The organism is Marinibium conchae (assembly GCF_015595035.1).
GTDB lineage: Bacteria > Pseudomonadota > Gammaproteobacteria > Enterobacterales > Alteromonadaceae > Glaciecola.
Genome location: NZ_JADNRN010000002.1, coordinates 619,409 through 641,421 on the forward strand (window position 1 = coordinate 619,409; position 22,013 = coordinate 641,421).

Below are 22,013 nucleotides of genomic sequence, written 5' to 3' on the forward strand. Positions count from 1 at the left end.
AACACCTTTGGTCCTATGTATCTCAAATTTGCCAAAGTATTACTCGGTAGTCTTTGTTATATTAGCATCCATCGTAGAAATAAGTGATATGTAATAGCAGAATGGATCTTCAATATATTTATCAACAGCCTGAAAACCAACTCGTATTACAGCCCAAAGAGTTTGTCGAGGGGCTACTTTTTGGTGCCGGCGTCGCACCCGAGATCCCAATGCCTGATGCTTGGCTAACATGGACTATCGCAAACCACGGTCAAATGCAAAGTACGCAACAAGCCGATGAGATAACCGACGCTCTTTTTGCGTACTTTAAGCATTGTCTAGCAATGATGACAAATAACCAAGTCAGCTTACCTACTTACATTCATGATATCGTAACAGATAAGGGTGATTTAAATGCTAATAAAGGCGTTTTCGAAGATGATCGTGACTTTTTTAGTTTGTTTGGAGAAGGCAGTAAACCAAAACTATGGTTGAATGGCTTACTACTCGCCCACAGCCATTGCGAGGAGGTGTGGCAAAATGCGTGGAAGCTAATGCAAGCCAAGACGTCTAACGAGAAATCTGTCCAACTGGCGAAAGAGTTAAAACACTGCTTATCTATGTTTAGTACCTTCGCCGACCTTCCTTTAGCTGTTGAACAAGCAAAAGCAAGAAAACAAACTGACTTCCTCGACAAGCTTCCATTGGTGGCTCGGTCTTTACCAAGTGCACTACAAAGCTATGTTGATGTATCTGGAGAGTTGGCTGCTTTTTTGCCTAATCAATTTGAAACATTTGTTCAAAAGCCAAACTAACGACTTTTAAAATGGTTTAAGAATAGCGAGCAGTACAATAGCCAGCAATGCGAGCACAGGCGCTTCATTTAAGAAGCGATAAAAGCGCGTACCGTGCTTATTTTTGTCAGCAGCAAATACTTTCATTAGGTAATACAGGTAAAAGTGATAAACGTAAAACAGAGCCACAATAGCTAATTTAGCGTGTAACCAAGCAGACGCTTTCAACCATGCGCTACCATACAAATACATGATGATTGCGCCTAGCACTAAAGTAAGCAAAGCAAAGGGCGTTACAAAAAACCACAAGCGACGTTCCATTATTTTGAATTGGTCTCGAACTGCTTGGTCAGATGTTTCAGCATGGTAGACGAAAAGACGTGGCAGATAAAAAATGCCAGCCATCCATGCAATCATAAAAAATACGTGAAAGGCTTTGAGCCATAATATTGCCATAAGATTTCTGCGTTCCTGTTAGTGCTGTTGTCGTAATAAATACCCATGCAGCATGTTCCAAGTAATCATCCCAACTACTTTGGGCTTACCGTGTTGGAACACATGTGCATCGTAATCGAGTTCTTCATAGATATAAACGGCGCCGTGTCTTTGTTTATGAAGCGTTTCATATACTTCAGCCATGGTTGATTGGTCGCTCAGGCCTTCCATTAGCTCAATTGATAGCGGGAAAATCCCATCTTGTAAACTCACATCAAGGCTAACAAAGTGATATTGCCTGTCAATTTCAAACACTTTCTCTTGAAGCACCAAGTCTTGAGGGTGGTTTTGTAGATACTGATAGAGCGCTTCTTTTGGGGCATCGACAAAGTGCTTAAATTCATCTTTCATGAGTGCCATGACCCCAGTTTCTTGAAGTACATCTCGAATAGATGAGGTGGTGTAGGGCAAGTTTTGAAAATCGAGTTGCTGTACAAATATGGAGCAGTTATTGCACAACTGTTTACTGGTCACGTAAGCGGCCACGATCACAATAATTGCAGGCATAATCACTTGTGAATTAGCCGACAACTCCATCACTGAAGACAAGGCAGCCATGGGAGCATGAAGAACCGCTGCTAACATGCCTGCTAAGCCTAGTAGGGCGAATGATGCGCTCATATCACTATTTATGTTTAAAAAGTAGAGGGGCTGTAAGAGGATCACACCAGCAAGCATACCGATTATCATCACCGCACCAATAATACCGCCGGGAACACCTAAACCGATAGCCATAATCGCGAGCACAAATTTCAAAACAAATAGCATGAGCAAAAATTGCAAACTTGGATTGCTTGACAATACTGTTTCCATTGCGGCAAATTCAGCCCCTAATGCTTGGGGGAACATAAAGCCAACTGCACCGGTAATCGCGCCTGCAAGTAACAAACGGTAAATCATGTTCATTTTGCGAGTGAGCCTAAGTACTAACATGAGTTGTCGGTTGAATAGGGCGGCTAACAAGCCCAAGCAAAAGCCAAAAAATACTAAGTAGAGCAGTAGGAAAGAATCAAAGTCGCTAAATGTTAAAAAGGTGAGCTCGTTTTCGTTGCCAAATACTAGGCGGGTTAACACTGAGCCACAGGCTGCAGCAAGCATGACGGGAACAAAAATGTGAACACGGTACTGGCGCAGCACCACTTCCATTACAAATATCACCGCAGCGAACGGCGTATTGAAAGCTGCGGCGATACCAGCGGCGATTCCACAGCCTGTAAGAATACGTAAACTGTTAAAAGGTAGGCGACACCATTGCCCTAAAAAATGACTTCCAGCTGCTGCAAGATGCACTGTTGGCCCTTCTTTACCAACCACAAAACCGCCCGCCAATGAAAAAATACCGCCAAAGAATTGGTTGATTGTGGTTCTTAAGGGGATGTGGCCGTAACGTGTTTTTACACGGTGAATCACAAAAGGAATACCAAGGCGATAATGCTTAAAGCCTGTTAGTTTAGCCACTAGTAATACCAGCACGATGGCGCCTACAGGGAGGAGAAAGCGCTGTAAAGGCTCAACGGAAGAATATTGCGCAACGCCACCTAAAACGATGATTTGAATGTATTCAAAACTTAAGCGAAATACAATGATGATGCTCGCGGCGCACAAACCCGCGACTATCCCCAGCAAACACAGCTGTACTGAGGTTCTCGGATGTGAGACTTCACGTCGTAGTGCTTGCAGAAACATAGGGCTTAGGGTTTATACTCGTGTGTTTTAGGTCTATGATAGCCGCTAATGCGCGCGCATGCTATCGCTTGCGCTGGATTTTCTTTATGCACACCAAGCTCAAATATGTAATATTGTGGTGCGGCGATGGAGTTTATTTTGAATGTAAAAGAGCTACGCGAGCAATCTGGCTTTATCAAGTTTTATGGTGCTTTGATAGTGCTAATTGGGCTGTCATTCTATGCAGGCTATCAATATGCTGATAAGCAAAACCGAGCACTTACTGCTGAAATCGCGGTGCTTGAAAGCAGTGTTAATAATCTGACGTTGGAAAACCAAGCGCTAAACTCAGAACTGAATGTTAAAAAAGTTGAGCTGGAAGTAGCGAGTATTTCCAACGAGCAAGCACTTGTTGCGCAAAAAGAAGCGTTGGTAAGAGAAGATGTTTTAAAAGAAAAAGTGAGCTTTTATCAAAAAGTAATGGCACCTGAATTAACCCAGGATGGCTTCATGATCGACAGCGTCGAGATTTTGCCTACTCAAAGTATTAATAACTTTTCTATTAATGTCATGATGCTACAACGTGAAAGTGTAAAATCCGTGATAAAAGGTAGCTTTAAAATAAAGCTCTTGGGCAGTTTAAACGGGCTTCCTAAAAGCTATGATTTGACTGAGCTGCTTGATAATAGCGAACAAAAGTTAGCCTATTCGTTCCGTTATTTTCAAGTTTTAGAAATGCGAGTAACCCTGCCAGAGAACTTCATTCCCGAGAGGTTGAATTTCAAAACAGATGTATATAAATACAAAAAGCGCCGAGGCTCGTATGAAAGAACTGTGGAATGGAGTGATGCGCTCACCATCGAAAATGAGTGAATACTTGATTAAACTACTCAGGTATTAGATAATCTATGCCGAATTTAATATGGCTTTTGCGAATACAGCGTGGCCATGATGAGGAACCTTATGTCAGATGAAATGGCGTTGCCGATCGAATTTTCTGAAGCGGCTGCAAAAAAAGTAAAGACCTTAATTATTGAGGAAGAGAACCCAGATTTGAAACTGCGGGTCTATGTAACTGGTGGTGGTTGTAGTGGCTTTCAATACGGTTTTACTTTCGATGAGAAGGTTAATGAAGGCGATATGACGATCGAAAAGGAAAGTGTAACTTTGGTTATCGACCCAATGAGTCTGCAGTATTTAGTAGGCGGCATTGTAGACTATACTGAGGGCTTAGAGGGCTCACGCTTTTTCGTGAATAACCCAAATGCGTCTACAACTTGTGGCTGCGGCGCGAGTTTCAGTATTTAGATTTTTCTCATGCACACTACTCACGACCCCACTGAGGCAAAGTAATGATTCTGATAGGTTCTACAACTTCTCCTTATGTTAGACGTTTACGGATGTGGATGAGTGATATTGAGCACGAATTTGAAGAAGTCGACATTTTTAACAGTGCCGACCGCTCCCGCTTGGTTGCAAGAAATCCCACTCTCAAAGTGCCAATGTTAGATGATAATGCTACGATCGTCCTCGATTCCGGCGTGATCTTTCGTTATTTAACAAACAAGTTCAACAAAGCTCCTTTATCTTGGGAGCAAGAGAATTTAATGACACTGATTGACTCTGCGAATGATTCTTTGGTGCAAATATTCCTTCTTTCCCGCTCAGATATTGATACTAGCGCAGACAAGCTCTACTTCCGACTTCAGAGAGAACGCTTCGACATGGTGTTCGCCGAACTTGATAAAGCGGTGTCAGAGGGAGCTTTCAGTGATTGGAATTATGCATCAATCAGTTTGTATTGTTTGCTAGATTGGGTAGAGTTCAGGTCTCGTTATGACTTCTCCAGGTTAGCGCACCTAGTGACTTTCCATCAGACCTATTCTCAATCTGACCAGGCGATAGCGACAGACCCTCGATAGCATTGCCTTCTAGTTATTTGGGAAATGTATTTCCGTTCTTAACGCAACGCCGTAAGAGGTGCGGAAGTCTTCCTCTCTGAGCCAGATAACATAGGGTTCCAATTCAATAAAAAGCCATGGTCGTAATACGTTCTGTTTATAGCGCATACTGAAAAGCACCTGTTCTGCGCGGTAAGTTGGCTTGTTTAAACCGTCAATCATTGCCGTAAACAAATAACTTCTCTTTGCGTCTTGTAGATAGAGATATTGAAACTGATGTCGCCAAAACATGTCTTCAGTCTTATCCCGATAACGGAAGGTGTTTTCGAATTCATAGGCTTGGTTTTTATCGATATTGACACTGTAAGCACCCTCAACTTCAACCCCAATTTGGTCATCAGAATAATAATTTACTTCAGCGAAGTAGCTAAATTTTGACTTCTCACTAAGGTCAATGGCATCTTTATATCTTGCTCGAGCATATACTTGTGAGCCTCTCCCTAGACCTAAGCGGTAAGCGATTTTCGAATCACTCTTGTCTTTGAATTGTAGCGCTACGGTGGGGCTGTCATCATTGCCCAACTGAGCACTACGTGCCGCTTTAACAGCCTGTTGATTAACGTCTTCTTCATCGTCTGATAAGAGTAGCTCTAGGCGATTTTGTAGAGCTGGGAGTTTTACTTTCACTTTAAAGCGAAAGTCGAATTGATTGAGATCGCCACTTCTTGGTTCCCAACCAAAACGGAGTCTGCCTGATGCTCGAGCCGCTGAGTTTGAGGCCTCGTTATCTTGAATAAACCAGGTGTTGATTTCGTGCACACTTGCTTCAAGACCATAATTAAAATGACAATACCAATCGTCCAACCATGCTTGCTCAAAGCAATAGTTGATAGGACTATGTTGAGCCACTTTTTCTTGTTTGTTGGCGGTGTTTTGCGTGTCCAAGCTACTTGCTGCCTGCTGTACAGGCTCACCATTACCTGAAATCGTCAGGCTATCGTTAGCCCAGGCTTGAGTGTTGAGACAAAATAACAAGCTGGTCGATAGCCCAAAAAAAGCGCTCTTGGCTTTTGATAAAGGCTCTCTAAAGCGTGCTATGCATGGGTTTGAGCAATAGTTAATCGCGAGTACTCGTAATAAGTTATTCACTGTAAAAAGCATATTTCCATTATTTATTATATCGAACAAGGCTCATGTATAAAAACTAGTGTATGAAAGCCAGTGATCTTTGCTAAAAGCAACGTATAATGCTTAAACAAAGTTTGAATCCGTTCTTTGCTTTACATGGTTAACGGTATCAAAAAATAAACAAATTTAACAATGGAGATTCACTAATGGGCTTTAACATTTGGAACGTACTAATTGTTCTTTTAATTGTTATCCTTTTGTTTGGAACAAAGAAGCTACGAAATGTTGGCGGAGATTTAGGCTCAGCGTTGAAGGGCTTTAAAAAAGCCTTAAACGATGACGACCAAAAAGGCGATGATCCAAAAAACACTGACAACAAAGACGCAGATTTTGAATCAGTTGAAGATAAAAGCTCGAAATCTCAGCATGTAGAACCCAGTGAAACGAAAACTACCACAAAAGAATAAGTCATGTTCGATATAAGCTTTTGGGAATTGTTCTTGATTGGTATTGTTGCTTTGGTAATTCTTGGTCCAGAGCGCTTACCTGGCGCCATTAAATCTACCGTAAGCACTATTCGCAGTGTGAAGAATATGGCTTCAGGCTTTAAGTCTGAAGTTGAAGAACAACTGCGCGTGCATGAATTACATGAAAACTTGAAGAAAGCAGAGGAATTGGGCTTGGATAATGTTAGCCCTGAAGTTGCGAAAAGCGTAGAAGAGCTAAAGCAGGCGGCACTTTCTGTACAAGAACCCTACAAGAAAAACAAAGATGACAAACAACACGATTAAAGCGCCACAAAGCAGCCTGATAACTCACCTTGTTGAGTTGCGTAGTCGCGTACTTAAAGCGCTGGTATCGGTGCTAGTCATTTTTATGGGCTTAGCTTACTGGGCGCAAGATCTCTACACATTATTAGCAGCACCGCTGGTGGCCACCATACCCGATGGCGCATCGATGATTGCGACAGGCGTTGCCTCACCCTTCTTTGCTCCATTCAAACTTACCATGGTACTTTCCTTTTTTATCGCTATTCCCTACGTGCTCTACCAAATCTGGGGCTTTGTCGCTCCGGGACTCTATCGAAACGAGAAGAAGCTGGTTGCCCCTCTACTATTTTCCAGTACGCTTCTGTTTTACAGCGGTATGGCCTTTGCCTATTTTGTTGTGTTTCCACTGGCCTTTGCGTTTTTCGGTGCCGTTGCTCCCGATGACGTTCTTATCACTCCAGATATTTCTGAGTACTTAAGTTTTGTGCTGAAAATATTCTTTGCTTTTGGTGTCGCTTTTGAAATACCCGTTGCCATTATTTTGATGTGTTGGACAGGCATAACAACGCCTGAGCAACTTCGTCAAAAGCGCGCCCATGTGATCGTTGCCGCTTTTGTTGTTGGCATGTTACTTACCCCTCCTGATGTAATCTCACAAGTTTTACTAGCCATTCCAATGTGGATGTTATTTGAGCTTGGTGTGGTAGTGGGTGGTTGGTATACCCGCAAAAAGCAAGAAGATACTAGCGAAGATGAGGAAGAGCATGAATCTACAGACAAACCAATATAAAGCTCGCTCTAGTGTTGCCTTCATATTACAGGTTAGTTGTTTATTGTACCTCAGTGCCAGTATAGCTCTTGCGCAAGAGGCAAGAACAGCAAGTGATTGTGTCGCAATCAAGAACGACGAAAAGCGTCTTTATTGTTTTGACCAAGTATTTAGTTCCCTGAGTAATACTAAGCCTGAATTGACAATAACTAGCCCTGAGCTTGATAAACGTGAAAAAGTGCAGCTATCAAAAAAAGCGCTTGTCGACAGTTTTGGTTCGCCAAGCCCACAGAAATCCGCTGCCGATGAACTCCAAACTATTGCGTTAACGCTGTCTAAGGTGTCGCTTACAGCAAAAAAGAGGCAAGTGTTTACTTTCGCGAACGGCCAGATTTGGGAGAGCAAAACCAATAAAAAATTACGCATTAAAGAGGGCGATAGCGCGATAATAACTAAAGGTGCATTAAGCGCTTTTTATCTATCCAAGAAAGATGTGCGAGGTCGAATTCGAGTGAAAAGGAGGGAGTAATGCGCTGGTTTGATATTGGTGTGAACCTTCTCGATAGGCGGATCAACAATAACGACGTGCTTCAGAGAAGTTTACAGGCAGGTGTTGATCACCTCTGCATTATTAGCAGCAACCTTGCTGAAAGCCAAAACGCGCAAAGCTTTGTTTCCTCTTCAACTAGCAAGATTCACCTTTCCTACACTGCTGGTATTCATCCTCATTGCGCAGATGCAGCAAGCGCTGCTGATTTTACTAAAATAAAAACGCTTTGTGCCGATAAAACCATGGTAGCAGTTGGTGAATGTGGGCTCGATTTTAATCGCAACTTTTCCACTAAACAGAATCAACTGCGGGTATTTGAATCACAACTAGAAATTGCTGCTGAGTATGCAAAACCCATTTATTTGCATGAGCGTGAGGCATTCGATGAGCAAGTTGAGTTGTTAGAGCGCTACTTGGCTCATATTCCAAGAGCTGTGGTGCATTGTTTTACCGGCTCGCAATCACAGTTGAAAACCTATTTAGAGCTTGGCTGCTATATTGGTATAACGGGCTGGTTGTGCGATGATAAACGAGCGAGTGAATTACAAGAGGCGATATTAAGTCTGCCTTTAGACCGGCTGTTACTCGAAACAGATGCGCCTTACTTATTTCCAAAAAATGTAAGACCAAGAGCGAAAAACAACGAACCCTGTTACCTACCACATATCGCACAAAGATATGCTGAGTTAACACAATATGAGATAAATGATATTGCCCAAGCAAGTTACCGAAATGCTAAAGCGTTTTTCGGCCTAGATACGTCGTAAATGAGTATGTAAAAATGCATGACGTAACAGCCGTAGACGAAAAAACAACAAACTACAGCACTACTGTATGGTTAGCGCTGCTTGTGTGTGTTTTTGCGTCTCTAATGCTATTCATGGTGTTTAGTTTAGGCAAGAGCATCGACGATAACAGCATCGAGCGCGATATTTTGCATTTCCAAGACGAAAGTTCCAGTTATACTATAAACGACATTAAAGCGCTTCCTAGCACTAGCTGGACGATAAACGAGCATCAAAACTTCGGGCTGACGAAAAAGCCCCAATGGCTTAGGATTGAATTTGATGGCGAGGATTTCGACCGTTTGGTCGAAATTGACTATGCCATGCTCGACAAAGTCGATATATGGCTTTTTGACACGAGTCTCAACCCGCTTCAATACTATGCAACCGGCGATAAACTACCGTTCAAACAACGTCCTATCTTGCATGATAAATTTCTTTTTACACTGCCTAAAAGAGAAAACGCAACCGTGCTTTTCTTGAGAGTGCAGTCAAATGGTCCAGTTAAAGCACCGCTAAAAATTTGGTCTAAACCTGATTTTATATCCTACATATCAACCCATCGCTTGTTTATGGGTTTGTTTTTTGGCTATATGATCGCGATGGGTTTGATAAACCTGTTTATTTTCGTAACCACGCGCACACTGATATATGCAACATATGCCGGATATGTGTTTGCTTTCGCTCTACTCATTGCGTCATTACACGGCATTGGTTTTCGTTTTATTTGGCCAAAAAATATTTGGATGCAGGAGCATTCAGTCGTTATTTTTGCCTTCATGATGATGAGCTTTGTGCTACTTTTTTCCAGCAAAATTTTGGAGTTAAAAAAGTACCACCAAAGGTTTTATGTGGCGTTTAAAGTACTGATTGTTGTCTATGTAGGCTGCACAATCGCTTCATTTATTTTGCCCTATGCAATGATGGTAAAGTTGCTACTTATTTTGTTTCTTTTTTCAATACCTGTTGTACTGATTGTCACGATTAGTTTGGCAAGTAGCGGGAGTTCAATCGCTAAATATTTTAGTGTTGCGTGGGGAATTCTTCTGTTTTCAGGCCTTGCTGCTTCTGCTGACAATTTTCATTGGGTTGAACTTCCACTGGATTCTAGCTATTTACTGATGATAGGAGCAACCACGGAAACACTACTATTAGCATTAGCGATGGCGACTAATTTTAACGATAGGCGGCAATTAGCCAAACACGCTCATGCAGAGGCTCAGGAAAATGAGCAAAAAGCTATATTGATGCAAGACGAATTAATCCAGCTACAGGAGCAAGCACAGATAAACTTAGAACAAGAAGTTCAGGCTAGAACTGTGGAGTTTGAAGAGGCATTAGCAAAACTCTCTAGTATCAATACAGACCTACAAAACATGAATGAACTTGATGCGCTAACAGGTGTGATGAATCGACAATATTTCGATAAGGTTTATGCTCAGGAGTGCGCTAGAAGTCGACGCCATCGTCAACCACTTGCCGTCGCGATGTTGGACATTGACCATTTTAAAAAGGTCAATGATAGCTACGGGCATCAATGTGGAGACGATTGTCTAGTTGCTTTTTGTACGGCACTATCTGAGTTGATTAAGCGTCCAGGGGATACTCTAGCTCGCTTAGGGGGTGAGGAGTTCGTCATACTTTTGCCTAATACGAGTATTGATGGAGCAAGTGGCTTATTGGAAGCATGTAGAGTGGCTATTGAGAAATTACGCGTTAGTTCGGGGGAATACAACATCAGTTTTACGGTGAGTATCGGGCTGTCTTCCAAAGTAATTGGCTGTGACGGCGATCGTGACGAGTTACTTTCTAACGCTGATAAGCTCTTGTATGCAGCAAAGAATGCTGGCCGAAATTGTATTAAGTCGGGAAGCTTTTAGTTATGCCAGTTAGTGACGCACTCCGACAAAAAAATAATGCCAATCTTGGCTTTGGTGGCGTGTGGGTAGCTTTGCTTATCGTACTCTTGGGTGCAACTGTGTTTTGGGTGGTCATTCAAACCTCAAGTGAGACTGAGGGCCCTTTACTCAATGACCGTAGCGAATTTTACGTGGCTTCGGCCAGCGACACCCTAGCTGATATAGTAGCACTTGGCAGCGATGAGTGGATGCCTTTAAAGAACTCAAACGTTGATCTCTCAGTGAAACCACATTGGTTTCGTGTTGCTATTCCTAAACAAAATAACGGGATAGGTTCAGATAGCGCAGATACAGAAAACCCCGAGCGTTTAATAGAAGTTTCCTTTGCAAACTTAGATGAAATAAATGCTTGGTTTGTCGATTCAAATTGTGAGCCGATTTGTATATTCGAGGAGTATAGTGCAGGCGATGCGCTTAATTTCGAGCAGCGCAGTGTACTTCATGAACAGTTTATTTTTCCGGTGCCAGAAACTCAACAAGCACTGACTCTTTACTTGGAAGTAAAAACCCTTGGTTCGTTGAAAATACCAATTAAACTATGGGATGCCGATGAATATATACGATATTCAAGTTCTCATAGGGTTTTTATTGGTATTTTTTATGGCTTTATGACTGCCATTGCGTTGTTGAATATATTTTTATTTATCACGTCTAAAAACAACATAACACTTTATTACACGGCTTATATTATTTGTTTGTCCTTGACTATCGCCACGAGCCAAGGGCTTACCTTTCGCTATCTTTGGCCAGAGAGTCCTGAATGGCAGCAGCAAGCTATACTGTTCTTCGCGTCGGCCATGGTCTACTTTTCTTCATCTTTTACGGCTCACGTACTGAGGATCAAAGAGCACTCAAAGTGGCTAAATACATTTTTTAATATCGCTAGGGCCGTATTAGTGGTCTACTGTTTTGCAACACTACTTTTACCTTATGCGTTGTTGGTGGAAAGTCTAGCCCCCATTATTATTGGCGCAATGTTATTGGTATTTATCTCCACTGCTTATCTTGCCATTTTGGGGAATGTTGTTGCTTTTTATGTTGGTGGTGCTTGGGCATCACTTGTCGTTAGCGGGGTGTTAGGTCTTGCAGATAGTCTCAATTGGATAAATATAAATTTGGACCCAAGCTATTTAGTGATGACAAGCTCTGCTATTCAGACTTTATTTATGGCCTTGGGCTTAGCGATGCTTTTTAACCAACAAAACGAACAAGCTAAGGCAGCATACAACGAAGCCAGCCTACAAAAGCGAAAATCGATGGAAGCAAAGAAAGCGCTTCTCACTCTGAAAAAAAATACTCAAGAAGAATTAGAGTACGCAATTGATGAGCGTACTTATGAGTTAGAAATAGCAATACGTGAACTCAATGAGGCGAATCATGAACTTGAGCGTAAAAATTCTATCGATGCGCTCACCGGCGTCGCAAACAGACGTTTTTATGACAAGCGCGTTGTAGCTGAAGCTCGACGAAGCCGACGCGAGAAAACATCACTAGCGATAGCCATGCTGGACATCGACCATTTTAAAAATGTAAACGACACTTATGGGCACCAATGTGGCGACGAAGCGTTGAAACACTTTGCCAAGGTGGTAAGTTCCTGTTTAAAGCGCCCAAGCGATACTGTTTGTCGCTATGGTGGTGAAGAGTTTGTGCTCATACTGCCAAATACTGACTTAGATGGAGCGTCAATTTTGGTCGAAAGCATACGTCAAAAAGTAGAGTGTAGTCCTTTGCAATGCGAAGGGCATACAATAAACTTAACGGTAAGTGCCGGACTTTCTTGCAGAGTAATTGCTAGCGATGAAGAGCATTCGCTGCTGCACGCTTTTGCCGACAAACTTTTATATGAGGCCAAGCACAGTGGTCGCAACAAAGTAGTAGCGAGAGCTTTTTAAGCACTTCCATTTTAAGATATCAAGGATTTATATGTCTCAGTACCCCCTAACTCGTCCTCGGCGTTTGCGTTATACCTCATCAATTAGAAAGTTGGTAAGCGAACACGTCCTTAGTGTTAATGATCTGATCTATCCAATGTTTGTGCTCGAGGGCCAAGGCGTGACCGAAAGCGTTGAGTCCATGCCCGATGTTTATCGCTTTAGCATCGACAAATTAATTGAGGAAGTAACAGAGCTTGTTGCCCTTGGCCTGCATGTCTTCGCCTTGTTTCCGGTAACGCCGCAAGATAAGAAGACTGAATGTGCCAGCGAAGCCTTCAATCCAGATGGCCTTGCCCAGCGCGCGGTACGAGCATTAAAAGCGACGTTTAACGACATTACCGTGATTACCGATGTGGCTTTAGACCCCTTCACAATTCATGGCCAAGATGGCTTGCTCGACGAAAATGCTTATGTGATGAATGATGAAACAACCGATGTGCTAGTCAAGCAGGCTCTATCGCATGCTGAAGCGGGTGCAGATGTTGTCGCACCTTCCGACATGATGGATGGCAGAATATGGGCAATACGCGAAGCCTTGGAGTTACACGGCTTTAAAAACACAAGCATAATGGCTTATTCAGCTAAATACGCTTCAAGCTATTATGGTCCGTTTAGAGATGCTGTCGGCAGCGCTGGCAACATAAAAGGCGGAAATAAAAAGAATTATCAAATGGACCCTGCGAATACAGACGAGGCGCTTCGTGAAATCGAGCTAGATTTGAATGAGGGTGCCGATATGGTAATGGTGAAGCCCGGTATGCCATATTTAGACGTTGTTTATCGCTGCAAAGAAGAGTTTGCCGTACCCACCTTTGCTTATCAAGTCAGTGGTGAATATGCAATGCATCAGGCTGCTTTCGCTAATGGATGGTTGAACAAGGAGCAAGTCATCATAGAGTCGCTACTGGCCTTCAAGCGCGCAGGTGCAGACGGTATCCTCACCTATTTTGCGAAAGAAGCTGCTAAATTGTTACGAAAGCCATAATGATATATTGATGTAGTCATACAGCCATTGCGTTTCAAGAATAGGCTTGTTCCAGCATTGACTTACTGGCTGATGTTAATATAGCGCGCTGTGTTTTCTAGCCTATTGCTTGGCGTTAACTTTGTAAGTGTCGCAACGCTTTTTCCAACCGGGTAACCAGCGCTGCTCCACTTCGGGTTGGGTGGAATTAGCAACCCTTCGTGATAGTACTTTTTTACATGCGTCACTGAAGGCTTTTAGTTCATTGGCTATGTTATGCTGCGCCTCGTCAAGCCCTTCTTTTTCGCCCTCTACTTCCATATTGACTAACACTTGCAACAAACCCCAGCCCATCCCTTCATAACGCTCGCTTGCGGCGATACCTTCACCTTTGAAGTTAACGTAGTCGATTAAGGCATACAAGCCTTGTTCAGATTGAAGTAAACTATTAAATCTCGCCTCAATACCTTCTTCCATACCCTGAATACCGAGCTCCTCCAACAACGCAGGAGCCAGCATTTTAGGCAAGGCTGCCTGCATGCGCTCGTAAATAAATTCGATCTGGTGATTAAAAGTACTTAACAGCAATTTTTCTAAACTTTGCATTTTGTCACCGCGTCGAGCTGCCTTAAAAGCTTCTTTTGTGCCCCATGGCAAATCTCGTGTAGTGCGCAACCAAAGTGGCATCTCCACGTCGTTTTTGATAAAAAAATCGAGTAAGTCTGGAAACGTTTCTGTAAAGCGGCTGTTAAGGTCTTTGGGAAACCAGATGAAATGCCCTATTCCTAAGCTGGCGAAATCCTCACCTTGATTCCAAGCGATCAAGTTTTCTTTTTTCGCACCAGTTTCGTTTCTATATATCTTTAATCCAATATTAGATAGTTGGTGCTTACTAAGCTTTAAAGCTAGTTTTTCTATGGGTGGGGTTTGGTCTAAAGAAGTTTGTTGAGCGTGAAGGTCTATAGCTGTATAGACTAACAGAGCGAAGATAAAGGTGATTAGAAGACTGTATTTTTTCACTACTTAGCTACTCGATAACAAGTTGAACGTTGTCAATGATGCGAGTTTTTCCTAAAAAGCCAGCACCTAGTATTACTAAAGCCTTATCTTCGTGGCTGGGCTGGAGCAAGGAGTTAGCTGAGCGAATATCGATGTAGTCGGGCTTGAAACCTAAGCTTGCTAACTTCTCTTTGTGCTCTTGCATCAGAATAGAGAAATCGCGCCTGCCGCCCCTAATTTCGTCGGCCATTTCACAAATAAGTTTGTAAAGGGCAGGTGCAATTTTTCTCTGTTCTTGATTCAGGTAGCTATTTCTTGAGCTCATTGCTAGACCGTCAGGCTCGCGCTCGGTGGGCACACCATGAATGGTTAAATTCATCGACAAATCCGTCACCATGGCTTTGATGACCTGCAATTGTTGAAAGTCTTTTTCACCAAAAAAAGCCATGTTTGGTTGCACCATATTAAATAGCTTACAAACGATGGTAGCTACGCCACGAAAGTGCCCTGGACGACTTGCACCGCAGATCATATATGATAGTCCAGGTACTTCAACAAAGGTTTGTTGCTCCAGACCTCGGCTGTATATATCACTCACTCTCGGCATGAACAACACATCTACGCCAAGTGCCGCCAAAGATGTTTTATCGTCGTCAATGGTACGTGGATAGGCGTCAAGATCTTCATCGGGTCCAAACTGCAGAGGATTCACAAAAATTGATACCACTACTTTACTAGCGTGTTTTTTCGCTTCTTTCACTAATTTGAGATGGCCATTGTGAAGATTGCCCATAGTGGGCACGAAGGCGATCTGCTGTTTGCTTGATTGCCATGTTCTGCGCAGCTCTCTAAGTTCAGTGATATCCGAGACTATTTGCATATAAGCTTACTCTATTTACTTGAAGGAGTGTTCTGGGCCCGGGAAGCTACCATTTTTAACTTCCTCAATATATGCGCTTACAGCCGACCGCATATCGTTGTGTTCTTCTAAATAGTTCTTACTGAATTTCGGCATGTAATTGGCGCTAATGCCGAACATATCATGCATTACCAGTATCTGACCGTCTGTTCCAGGGCCAGCACCGATGCCAATAACGGGGATAGTAAGGGTTTCCGAGATCAAGGTTGCTACTGAGCTTGGCACGCACTCTAAAACTAATAGTTGGATGCCCGATTTTTCTAGTTCTAACGCGGCATCGAGAATCTTCTGAGCTTCTGCGTTTTCGCGTCCTTGCACTTTAAAACCACCAAATACATGCACCGATTGAGGTGTTAAACCAAGGTGACCACATACTGGAATGCCTCGGGCAACTAGGGCTTCAATGGTGGGCGCTAGCCAACTTCCGCCTTCGACTTTTACCATGCTCGCGCCGCTTGCCATTAGTTTTGCTGCATTCTCAAAGGCTTGCTCAGTGGTTGCGTATGACATAAATGGCATATCGGCAATTACGAAAGCGCGAATAGTTCCTTTTCTTACGCAGGCTGTGTGATAAGCAATGTGGTCTACGCTGACACCGGTGGTGTCGTCGTCACCTTTTAGGACCATGCCTAAAGAGTCACCAATTAGCATTAGATCGACAAACTGTTCATCAAACATTTTGGCAAAGCTGGCGTCGTATGCCGTAAGTGCAGTGATTTTTTCACCCAATTTTTTCATTTCAAGCAGGGTAGAAGTTGTGACTTTTTTCATCTTTCTCTCGCTAAGTGAGTTAACTCAAATCTAGTCTATACAGGCCTTCAAGGTCACATTTTGCAACCCATGTTGCCAATGACCGGCCGTCCTGCATTATCATGTCTGGTGCTATCTCGAAAAGAGGCACGAGCACAAACTCACGCTCCTGCATACCATAGTGAGGCAGGGTAAGGTTCTGTGTGTTGAGTATGAGATCGTTATACAACAATATGTCGAGATCGAGTGTTCTTGGTCCCCAGCGCTCACCGATTCGTTCGCGGCCATGACTATTTTCAATATCTTGTAGCGTCGCTAGAAGTTCTTGAGGCTGTAACGATGTTTTTATTCTGCAAACTGCATTTACATAATCGGGTTGGTCTTGTGGTCCCATGGGGGAACTAGCGTAGAAGCTTGAGCTTGCATTCAGTACCATTTGGGAATGGGCCTCAATGGCACCCAAGGCCGACTTAATCTTTTCTGTCGGCTTTCCAAGGTTACTTCCTAACCCAATGTAGGCAACGTCCGACAGCATCTTAATTAGCTTTCTTTTTTGGGCGAGGTTTGCGTTTCCTCGCTGGGCCGGCTTCTTTTCGCAAAACATTCAGCATAGTTTTGCGCTCTTCTGGGCTTACTTCTTGAAATTCAGTCCACCACTCGCCGAGTTCCATCAAGTCGCCCCCTTCAATCTGACCTCTGATTAACAGAAAGTCATATGCAGCTCTGAATCTAGCATGAGAAAGGGTCTGAAAAGCTCGCCGCCCGAAACGTTTTGGCAAACGTGTTTGTAACTGCCATATTTCGCGTATCGCTATGGAAAAGCGCTTGGGTATCATTATGCGCTGGATTTGTCGATGAAGTACTTCGCCCATCGCGATGTTGAACGCGTCATGATAAGTAATTCCCGATTCGTTAATAATCGTTTGAGCACGCTCTTCAACTGGATACCACAGGAAAGCTGCATATAAAAATGCCGGTGTAACACGTTGTTCGTTATTGATACGTTCGTCGGTATTTTTCAATACTTGCATGACTAGTTGCATTTCACGGCATTTGTCGTCAACCAGCAGGGGGGCAAATTGTGGGAATAAATGACCGAATAGGCCATGTTGATGTAATAACTGAAAGGTTTTTACACCGCTGCCTGATATGAATAATTTAAGTACTTCTTCAAACAATCTGGCCGGTGGAATATTGCCTAGTAAATGCCCCAATTCTTTAAATTGTGTGGCAAGTTCATCGGGAATGCTCATTCCCAATTTTGCTGCGAAACGCACCGCTCTGATCATTCTAACGGGATCTTCTCGAAAACGAGTAGCAGGATCGCCTATCAGCTCAACCCGCTTGTTTTGAATTGAGCGTAAGCCATGTGCAAAATCAATTATGCTCTGATCCTTCGCACTAAAATACATCGCATTGAAGGTGAAATCTCTGCGCTCAGCGTCTTCGTCTATAGTGCCAAAAACATTATCTCGTAAAAGCTGACCTTGCTGATCTTGCTTAGCGAGCACATCTTCCACTTGCTTACCACTTCGAGCTTTAACTTTGACTTTGTTTTCAGCGTCATTATTTTCAAGATCGGCATGATGCCCTCTGAAGGTGGCAACTTCGATAATATCTTTACCAAAAACAATATGAGCAAGCCTAAATCGACGACCAATTAAGCGACAGTTCCTAAAGCAAGCTTTGATTTGTTCCGGGGTTGCGTTAGTGGCAATGTCAAAGTCTTTGGGCGTTTTCCCCATCAGCTTGTCGCGAATACAACCGCCGACTAAATAAGCATCGTAACCTTTACTGTTGAGTCTGCGTAATACCGAAAGTGCGTTTTCACTGATGTCAGAAAACGTCATAGGGTGCTGTCCTTTTGGAACAACAACAGGGTCGATCGCCGAAGCTGTTTTTATCGACGATGTATCTTCATTTTGTGCTGATGGACTAATTGCCATACCACCTTAACCTATTTGCATGACTACCCAGATTAGCGGGTAGGTTTACGTGATTAAAAACCTTGAGTTTCATGATTATACGTTATTTGATTGAGAAAGGAGAATTTCTCTTTCTTTTGGCAATAAAACAGGCTGCCAGTATTCAACCAAGTAACTAATAAACGCTTCTGGGGTAGTCTTATTGGGAAGCTTAGCTTCAGGAAAGCCCAAAAATTTAGCCGCCAAGCACAGATTTTCATACCACTGCTCTGCCAGTATTGCTGCCGCATGATTTTGTTTGCTCAGTTTTTTGTTAGCGCGGCTTGCGATGACTGGTAGATGGAAATACTGCGGTGGGCGTAAGCCCAACTTGCGGTAGATGAGCGCCTGCTGAAGCGTGGTATCGACAAGGTCTGCGCCACGCACAACATGGCTTATCGATTGAAAAATATCATCTACCACGACAGCAAGATTATAACTAAAAAGACCATCTTTGCGTTTTACTACGATATCTTCTGTGGCGAAGCCTGCGTTTACCGTCACTTTACCTAGATGTAGGTCGGTGAAGTAATTTGCTGATTGGTCGTTTTTCATGCGAATGGATGCGCCAGAAGTGTTGAGTGCTAATAGAGAGTTGGCGCAATGCCCAGTATAAAACAAACCTTGGCTTCTAATCATTTTGCGAGTGCAGGTGCAGGCATATAGTTGTGCTGCTGATTCAAGCAAGTGCAGCGTATTTTTGTAAGCTGCTTTACGTTGGGTTTGGTAAACGATGTCGCCATCCCAATGTAAACCATGGGAGCGGAGTTGGTTGAGTATTGTCTGGTCTGCGTGAGCTATTGCTCTGGTTTCATCAACATCTTCTATTCGCACAAGCCACCTTCCATTGGCTTGTTTTGCATGCAAATAACTGACTAAGGCACAAAATAAGGATCCAAAATGCAATGGCCCGGAGGGTGAGGGGGCAAAACGACCAACGTAAGCTTTCTCAGACTGAGTCATTGCATTTTTAGCAGCGAGCTAATGATCGCTTAGCCCTGGAGTTGCTTCTCTTTGATTTCAGCCATGGTTTTGCAATCAATGCACATGTCGGCTGTTGGGCGTGCCTCTAAGCGACGAATGCCGATTTCAATACCACAAGAATCACAAAAACCAAAGTCATCTTCTTCGATGCGTTTTAATGTCTTCTCAATTTTCTTGATTAGTTTCCGTTCGCGATCTCTTGCTCTGAGCTCCAAGCTAAATTCTTCTTCTTGTGCTGCTCTATCTACTGGGTCGGGGAAGTTAGCTGCTTCGTCTTGCATATGGTGTACAGTACGGTCGACTTCTTGGCGCAGTTGGTTTCTCCAGGCCTTTAAAATCAAACGAAAATGATTCATTTGATCATCGTTCATGTACTCTTCGTCGGGCTTTTCTTGATACGGTTGCACTTCTGCTAGTGCAAGCAAGCCTAATTGTTTTCCTGTTGGCATCTGCCATTTCTCCTAAACATCGACATTTTGCATCCTTTTGCCCTCTGTTCCACTGGCAAATAACGTCGTGTAAATGTCGTTTCAATGATTCAGCCTAGGTTTGCGTTGCAAGACAAGGCTAAACTGCAATAAATATAACGTAGTTTTAAACTGAGGACGGTAATATGGTGATTTTTCCACAAAAATCAATCTTTTTTTACTCAGCTTTTGGTAGTGCCTCTCCTAACTTTATAATATCCATAGAAAAATTACATTTGTAGCATAACAATAAAAGTCCCTTATTTTGTGCATCCTCCAAGGTTTCAGCATATTCGGGGTCAATATGCTTGGCGATATCAAAGCTATTTATGCCTTCATGTTGCACGCAGAATAGCAAAACGGCTTTATGTCCTTGTTGAGCAAGCATACCCAATTCTTTAGCATGTTTTGTACCACGCTTGCTCACTGTATCAGGAAAGTAGCCAATTTCGCCTCCTGTATCTCGCAATGTCATTGACTTTACTTCCAAGTAACAATCGGGCATGCCGTCACCTTGTAAGAGAAAATCTATGCGGCTGTCGCCAACTTTTATCTCGGGGCTTATTTGATCATATTCGGCGAGTTCAAGAATATGGCGCTGTTGTAAAGCCTCGGCGACAACTTTGTTGGCAAAGCTGCTATTGATGCCAATAAGCTTATTGTCGTTATCTTCGCTGAGCTCCCAAGTATATTTGTATTTCCGCTTGGGATTGGGCGATTCACTTAAGTACACCGTCCAACCCGGTTCTGCACAGTTGGTCATGGCGCCTGTGTTGGGGCAATGCACGGTAACTCGTTCGCCATTGGCTAAGCTTACATCAGCAAGAAAGCGTTTGTAGCGTTTGATGAGTGTCGCCTTTACAAGGGCTGAGGTGTATTTAGGCATCTATATCCTTCGCATTTTTGTTCTTCGTATGAGGGTTTGCTACTATCGCGCCATCAGTGATCACCATAACACCTTGTTGGAGTATTAATGTCAACGTTCAAAATCGTCCTAACGCAATCTAGCGCGAGCGAAAATTGGGGAGTAAATAGTAGTCTATCCTTTGATCAGGAGGGCGCTAAAATACATCTACCAGATAATTCGCTCCATTTGAGAATCATACAAAAGTCGGCTAAAAAGATAGCCTCTTTAGGCATTAAAGATATTTGCTTCAGCGGAACTTGGGACTGTGAGCAACAGTATGCCTTCGTCATGAGTTTCTGCGGTGCTGGTTTCAATGGCGAAATCAACTGGGCAAGTGATACAACAAACGGCAGCTCAGCGGATTTAGCCATTCGCTACGAGGCACTTAAATTTACACGTAACTTGGTTAACGAAACGCCCGAAGAACTCAGCCCTGAATCACTAGCTGTTGCTGCGGCAAGCTGGATAGAATCGCTAGCACCTGACTTTGTTGCAGTGAATATGCTTAAAGGTAAAGAATTAGTGGAGGCCGGTTGGCAAGGCATATACGAAGTTGGGCGAGGCAGTTGCAGACCACCTGTATTACTCGAATTGGACTTCAATCCTACTGGCAATATCGATGCGCCTGTCGACTTCGCATTGGTCGGAAAGGGCATAACTTTTGATAGCGGCGGCTATAGCATAAAATCGAGTGAAGGCATGCTCGATATGAAATGTGACATGGGCGGTGCGGCAACGGTTACCGGCGCTCTTGGACTGGCTATCATGCAAGGACTAAAAAAACGCACGAAGCTCTTCTTGTGTTGCGCTGAAAACTTAATAAGCGATCATGCTTACAAATTAGGTGATGTGATTACCTATAAAAATGGCGTTAGTGTAGAAATTGTTAATACCGATGCTGAGGGACGACTGGTTCTAGCCGATGGCTTGATGGCTGCAAGCGAGTCTGGTGCTGCTAAAATCATTGATGCCGCAACGCTGACGGGTGCCGCAGTAATGGCTGTTGGCAGAGAGTTTAATGCTGTCTTTAGCATGGATGAAGACATGCAAGCCTCGGTGCTTGCAAGCGCATCTGCTACGCATGAAGCTCATTGGCCGCTTCCACTGATGCCGTGGCATCAAGAGCAATGCCCATCGCCGTTTGCAGATACTGCAAATAGCAGACCGATGAAAGGTGGAGGAGCTGGAGGCGCATCAAATGCGGCAGGGTTCTTATCGCGTTTTGTGGCTGAAGGCGGAAAAGGCTGGGTACATATTGACCTAGCTGCAGCGTATAATAGGAATGGCAACGAACTCATGCCCAACGGCGCGTCAGGAATTGGTATACGCACCATTGCTCATCAGCTTCTAGCTGATTAAGTAATCAC

Annotated in this window: 24 protein-coding genes; 13 read left to right on the forward strand and 11 right to left on the reverse strand. The window is 43.4% G+C overall.

The window, feature by feature from the left end:
- Nucleotides 1-101 precede the first annotated feature (101 nt).
- Nucleotides 102-794, forward strand: a complete 693-nt coding sequence (locus tag ISG33_RS10410) for a UPF0149 family protein (RefSeq protein WP_195733527.1) — start codon at nucleotides 102-104, stop codon at nucleotides 792-794.
- 6 nt (nucleotides 795-800) lie between these two features.
- On the opposite strand, the gene ISG33_RS10415 is transcribed toward ISG33_RS10410, so the two are convergent.
- Together ISG33_RS10415 and ISG33_RS10420 are read right to left on the reverse strand one after the other, a co-directional pair.
- Complete coding sequence (locus tag ISG33_RS10415) at nucleotides 801-1,229, reverse strand: CopD family protein (RefSeq protein WP_195733528.1); 429 nt, start codon at nucleotides 1,227-1,229, stop codon at nucleotides 801-803.
- 18 nt (nucleotides 1,230-1,247) lie between these two features.
- Nucleotides 1,248-2,954, reverse strand: a complete 1,707-nt coding sequence (locus ISG33_RS10420) for a chloride channel protein (RefSeq protein WP_195733529.1) — start codon at nucleotides 2,952-2,954, stop codon at nucleotides 1,248-1,250.
- 138 nt (nucleotides 2,955-3,092) lie between these two features.
- Here ISG33_RS10420 and ISG33_RS10425 point away from each other — a divergent pair, with 138 nt between their 5' ends.
- From ISG33_RS10425 to ISG33_RS10435, 3 genes are all read left to right on the forward strand, one after another.
- On the forward strand, nucleotides 3,093-3,806 hold the full coding sequence (locus ISG33_RS10425; protein WP_195733530.1) for a DUF6776 family protein: 714 nt from the start codon (nucleotides 3,093-3,095) through the stop codon (nucleotides 3,804-3,806).
- A gap of 90 nt (nucleotides 3,807-3,896) precedes the next feature.
- The gene (gene erpA, locus ISG33_RS10430; RefSeq protein WP_195733531.1) at nucleotides 3,897-4,241 is read left to right on the forward strand and encodes an iron-sulfur cluster insertion protein ErpA; all 345 of its coding nucleotides are present in this window, start codon (nucleotides 3,897-3,899) and stop codon (nucleotides 4,239-4,241) included.
- Between the two features lie 44 nt (nucleotides 4,242-4,285).
- Nucleotides 4,286-4,855: a glutathione S-transferase family protein gene (locus tag ISG33_RS10435; RefSeq protein ID WP_195733532.1), complete on the forward strand. Its 570-nt coding sequence runs from the start codon at nucleotides 4,286-4,288 to the stop codon at nucleotides 4,853-4,855.
- Nucleotides 4,856-4,864: 9 nt separating this feature from the next.
- Here ISG33_RS10435 and ISG33_RS10440 read toward each other — a convergent pair whose 3' ends face one another.
- On the reverse strand, nucleotides 4,865-5,983 hold the full coding sequence (locus tag ISG33_RS10440) for a hypothetical protein (RefSeq protein ID WP_229333532.1): 1,119 nt from the start codon (nucleotides 5,981-5,983) through the stop codon (nucleotides 4,865-4,867).
- Nucleotides 5,984-6,168: 185 nt separating this feature from the next.
- Between ISG33_RS10440 and tatA the strand changes: the two genes are divergently transcribed.
- From tatA to hemB, 8 genes are read left to right on the forward strand one after another with little or no spacing between them, the layout of a single operon-like run.
- Nucleotides 6,169-6,429 (forward strand): twin-arginine translocase TatA/TatE family subunit, encoded by a 261-nt coding sequence (gene tatA / locus ISG33_RS10445; RefSeq protein WP_195733534.1) that lies wholly within the window; start codon nucleotides 6,169-6,171, stop codon nucleotides 6,427-6,429.
- A 3-nt stretch (nucleotides 6,430-6,432) separates the two neighbouring features.
- A complete protein-coding gene (tatB, locus tag ISG33_RS10450; RefSeq protein WP_195733535.1) occupies nucleotides 6,433-6,753 on the forward strand; it encodes a Sec-independent protein translocase protein TatB in 321 nt (106 codons plus the stop codon).
- On the forward strand, nucleotides 6,734-7,522 hold the full coding sequence (gene tatC / locus ISG33_RS10455) for a twin-arginine translocase subunit TatC (RefSeq protein WP_195733536.1): 789 nt from the start codon (nucleotides 6,734-6,736) through the stop codon (nucleotides 7,520-7,522). Before tatB ends, tatC begins: the two co-directional genes overlap by 20 nt.
- Nucleotides 7,497-8,030, forward strand: a complete 534-nt coding sequence (locus tag ISG33_RS10460; RefSeq protein WP_195733537.1) for a hypothetical protein — start codon at nucleotides 7,497-7,499, stop codon at nucleotides 8,028-8,030. Before tatC ends, ISG33_RS10460 begins: the two co-directional genes overlap by 26 nt.
- Complete coding sequence (locus ISG33_RS10465; protein WP_195733538.1) at nucleotides 8,030-8,818, forward strand: TatD family hydrolase; 789 nt, start codon at nucleotides 8,030-8,032, stop codon at nucleotides 8,816-8,818. The genes ISG33_RS10460 and ISG33_RS10465 overlap by 1 nt, the downstream gene beginning before the upstream one ends.
- 14 nt (nucleotides 8,819-8,832) lie before the next feature.
- Complete coding sequence (locus ISG33_RS10470) at nucleotides 8,833-10,716, forward strand: sensor domain-containing diguanylate cyclase (RefSeq protein ID WP_195733539.1); 1,884 nt, start codon at nucleotides 8,833-8,835, stop codon at nucleotides 10,714-10,716.
- A 2-nt stretch (nucleotides 10,717-10,718) separates the two neighbouring features.
- On the forward strand, nucleotides 10,719-12,650 hold the full coding sequence (locus ISG33_RS10475; protein ID WP_195733540.1) for a diguanylate cyclase: 1,932 nt from the start codon (nucleotides 10,719-10,721) through the stop codon (nucleotides 12,648-12,650).
- A 31-nt stretch (nucleotides 12,651-12,681) separates the two neighbouring features.
- Nucleotides 12,682-13,677, forward strand: coding sequence for a porphobilinogen synthase (gene hemB, locus ISG33_RS10480; protein ID WP_195733541.1), 996 nt, complete (start codon nucleotides 12,682-12,684; stop codon nucleotides 13,675-13,677).
- A gap of 102 nt (nucleotides 13,678-13,779) precedes the next feature.
- On the opposite strand, the gene ISG33_RS10485 is transcribed toward hemB, so the two are convergent.
- From ISG33_RS10485 to sfsA, 8 genes are all read right to left on the reverse strand, one after another.
- Nucleotides 13,780-14,676, reverse strand: coding sequence for a hypothetical protein (locus ISG33_RS10485; RefSeq protein WP_195733542.1), 897 nt, complete (start codon nucleotides 14,674-14,676; stop codon nucleotides 13,780-13,782).
- A 7-nt stretch (nucleotides 14,677-14,683) separates the two neighbouring features.
- Nucleotides 14,684-15,535, reverse strand: coding sequence for a pantoate--beta-alanine ligase (panC, locus tag ISG33_RS10490; protein WP_195733543.1), 852 nt, complete (start codon nucleotides 15,533-15,535; stop codon nucleotides 14,684-14,686).
- 15 nt (nucleotides 15,536-15,550) lie between these two features.
- Nucleotides 15,551-16,345 (reverse strand): 3-methyl-2-oxobutanoate hydroxymethyltransferase, encoded by a 795-nt coding sequence (panB, locus tag ISG33_RS10495; RefSeq protein WP_195733544.1) that lies wholly within the window; start codon nucleotides 16,343-16,345, stop codon nucleotides 15,551-15,553.
- A 19-nt stretch (nucleotides 16,346-16,364) separates the two neighbouring features.
- Nucleotides 16,365-16,859 carry a 2-amino-4-hydroxy-6-hydroxymethyldihydropteridine diphosphokinase gene (gene folK, locus ISG33_RS10500; protein ID WP_195733545.1) on the reverse strand — a complete coding sequence of 165 codons (495 nt, stop codon included), beginning with the start codon at nucleotides 16,857-16,859 and terminating at the stop codon, nucleotides 16,365-16,367.
- A gap of 1 nt (nucleotide 16,860) precedes the next feature.
- On the reverse strand, nucleotides 16,861-18,270 hold the full coding sequence (gene pcnB / locus ISG33_RS10505; RefSeq protein WP_195733546.1) for a polynucleotide adenylyltransferase PcnB: 1,410 nt from the start codon (nucleotides 18,268-18,270) through the stop codon (nucleotides 16,861-16,863).
- A 75-nt stretch (nucleotides 18,271-18,345) separates the two neighbouring features.
- Nucleotides 18,346-19,251: a tRNA glutamyl-Q(34) synthetase GluQRS gene (gene gluQRS, locus ISG33_RS10510; RefSeq protein WP_195733547.1), complete on the reverse strand. Its 906-nt coding sequence runs from the start codon at nucleotides 19,249-19,251 to the stop codon at nucleotides 18,346-18,348.
- Between the two features lie 29 nt (nucleotides 19,252-19,280).
- The gene (gene dksA / locus ISG33_RS10515; protein WP_195733548.1) at nucleotides 19,281-19,721 is read right to left on the reverse strand and encodes an RNA polymerase-binding protein DksA; all 441 of its coding nucleotides are present in this window, start codon (nucleotides 19,719-19,721) and stop codon (nucleotides 19,281-19,283) included.
- 196 nt (nucleotides 19,722-19,917) lie between these two features.
- Entirely contained in the window at nucleotides 19,918-20,625 is a 708-nt protein-coding gene (gene sfsA / locus ISG33_RS10520) for a DNA/RNA nuclease SfsA (RefSeq protein WP_195733549.1), read from the reverse strand.
- 87 nt (nucleotides 20,626-20,712) lie between these two features.
- On the opposite strand from sfsA, the gene pepB reads away from it, so the two are divergent.
- On the forward strand, nucleotides 20,713-22,005 hold the full coding sequence (gene pepB, locus ISG33_RS10525) for an aminopeptidase PepB (protein WP_195733550.1): 1,293 nt from the start codon (nucleotides 20,713-20,715) through the stop codon (nucleotides 22,003-22,005).
- The last annotated feature ends 8 nt before the right edge of the window (nucleotides 22,006-22,013 follow it).

Excerpts from the sequence above, each read along its gene's own strand:
- ISG33_RS10410 (WP_195733527.1), top strand. The coding sequence starts at position 102 with ATGGATCTTCAATATATTTATCAACAGCCTGAAAACCAACTCGTATTA.
- ISG33_RS10415 (WP_195733528.1), bottom strand. The coding sequence starts at position 1,229 with ATGGCAATATTATGGCTCAAAGCCTTTCACGTATTTTTTATGATTGCA.
- ISG33_RS10420 (WP_195733529.1), bottom strand. The coding sequence starts at position 2,954 with ATGTTTCTGCAAGCACTACGACGTGAAGTCTCACATCCGAGAACCTCA.
- erpA (WP_195733531.1), top strand. The coding sequence starts at position 3,897 with ATGTCAGATGAAATGGCGTTGCCGATCGAATTTTCTGAAGCGGCTGCA.
- ISG33_RS10435 (WP_195733532.1), top strand. The coding sequence starts at position 4,286 with ATGATTCTGATAGGTTCTACAACTTCTCCTTATGTTAGACGTTTACGG.
- tatA (WP_195733534.1), top strand. The coding sequence starts at position 6,169 with ATGGGCTTTAACATTTGGAACGTACTAATTGTTCTTTTAATTGTTATC.
- tatB (WP_195733535.1), top strand. The coding sequence starts at position 6,433 with ATGTTCGATATAAGCTTTTGGGAATTGTTCTTGATTGGTATTGTTGCT.
- tatC (WP_195733536.1), top strand. The coding sequence starts at position 6,734 with ATGACAAACAACACGATTAAAGCGCCACAAAGCAGCCTGATAACTCAC.
- ISG33_RS10460 (WP_195733537.1), top strand. The coding sequence starts at position 7,497 with ATGAATCTACAGACAAACCAATATAAAGCTCGCTCTAGTGTTGCCTTC.
- ISG33_RS10465 (WP_195733538.1), top strand. The coding sequence starts at position 8,030 with ATGCGCTGGTTTGATATTGGTGTGAACCTTCTCGATAGGCGGATCAAC.
- ISG33_RS10470 (WP_195733539.1), top strand. The coding sequence starts at position 8,833 with ATGCATGACGTAACAGCCGTAGACGAAAAAACAACAAACTACAGCACT.
- ISG33_RS10475 (WP_195733540.1), top strand. The coding sequence starts at position 10,719 with ATGCCAGTTAGTGACGCACTCCGACAAAAAAATAATGCCAATCTTGGC.
- hemB (WP_195733541.1), top strand. The coding sequence starts at position 12,682 with ATGTCTCAGTACCCCCTAACTCGTCCTCGGCGTTTGCGTTATACCTCA.
- panC (WP_195733543.1), bottom strand. The coding sequence starts at position 15,535 with ATGCAAATAGTCTCGGATATCACTGAACTTAGAGAGCTGCGCAGAACA.
- panB (WP_195733544.1), bottom strand. The coding sequence starts at position 16,345 with ATGAAAAAAGTCACAACTTCTACCCTGCTTGAAATGAAAAAATTGGGT.
- folK (WP_195733545.1), bottom strand. The coding sequence starts at position 16,859 with ATGCTGTCGGACGTTGCCTACATTGGGTTAGGAAGTAACCTTGGAAAG.
- pcnB (WP_195733546.1), bottom strand. The coding sequence starts at position 18,270 with ATGGCAATTAGTCCATCAGCACAAAATGAAGATACATCGTCGATAAAA.
- gluQRS (WP_195733547.1), bottom strand. The coding sequence starts at position 19,251 with ATGACTCAGTCTGAGAAAGCTTACGTTGGTCGTTTTGCCCCCTCACCC.
- dksA (WP_195733548.1), bottom strand. The coding sequence starts at position 19,721 with ATGCCAACAGGAAAACAATTAGGCTTGCTTGCACTAGCAGAAGTGCAA.
- sfsA (WP_195733549.1), bottom strand. The coding sequence starts at position 20,625 with ATGCCTAAATACACCTCAGCCCTTGTAAAGGCGACACTCATCAAACGC.
- pepB (WP_195733550.1), top strand. The coding sequence starts at position 20,713 with ATGTCAACGTTCAAAATCGTCCTAACGCAATCTAGCGCGAGCGAAAAT.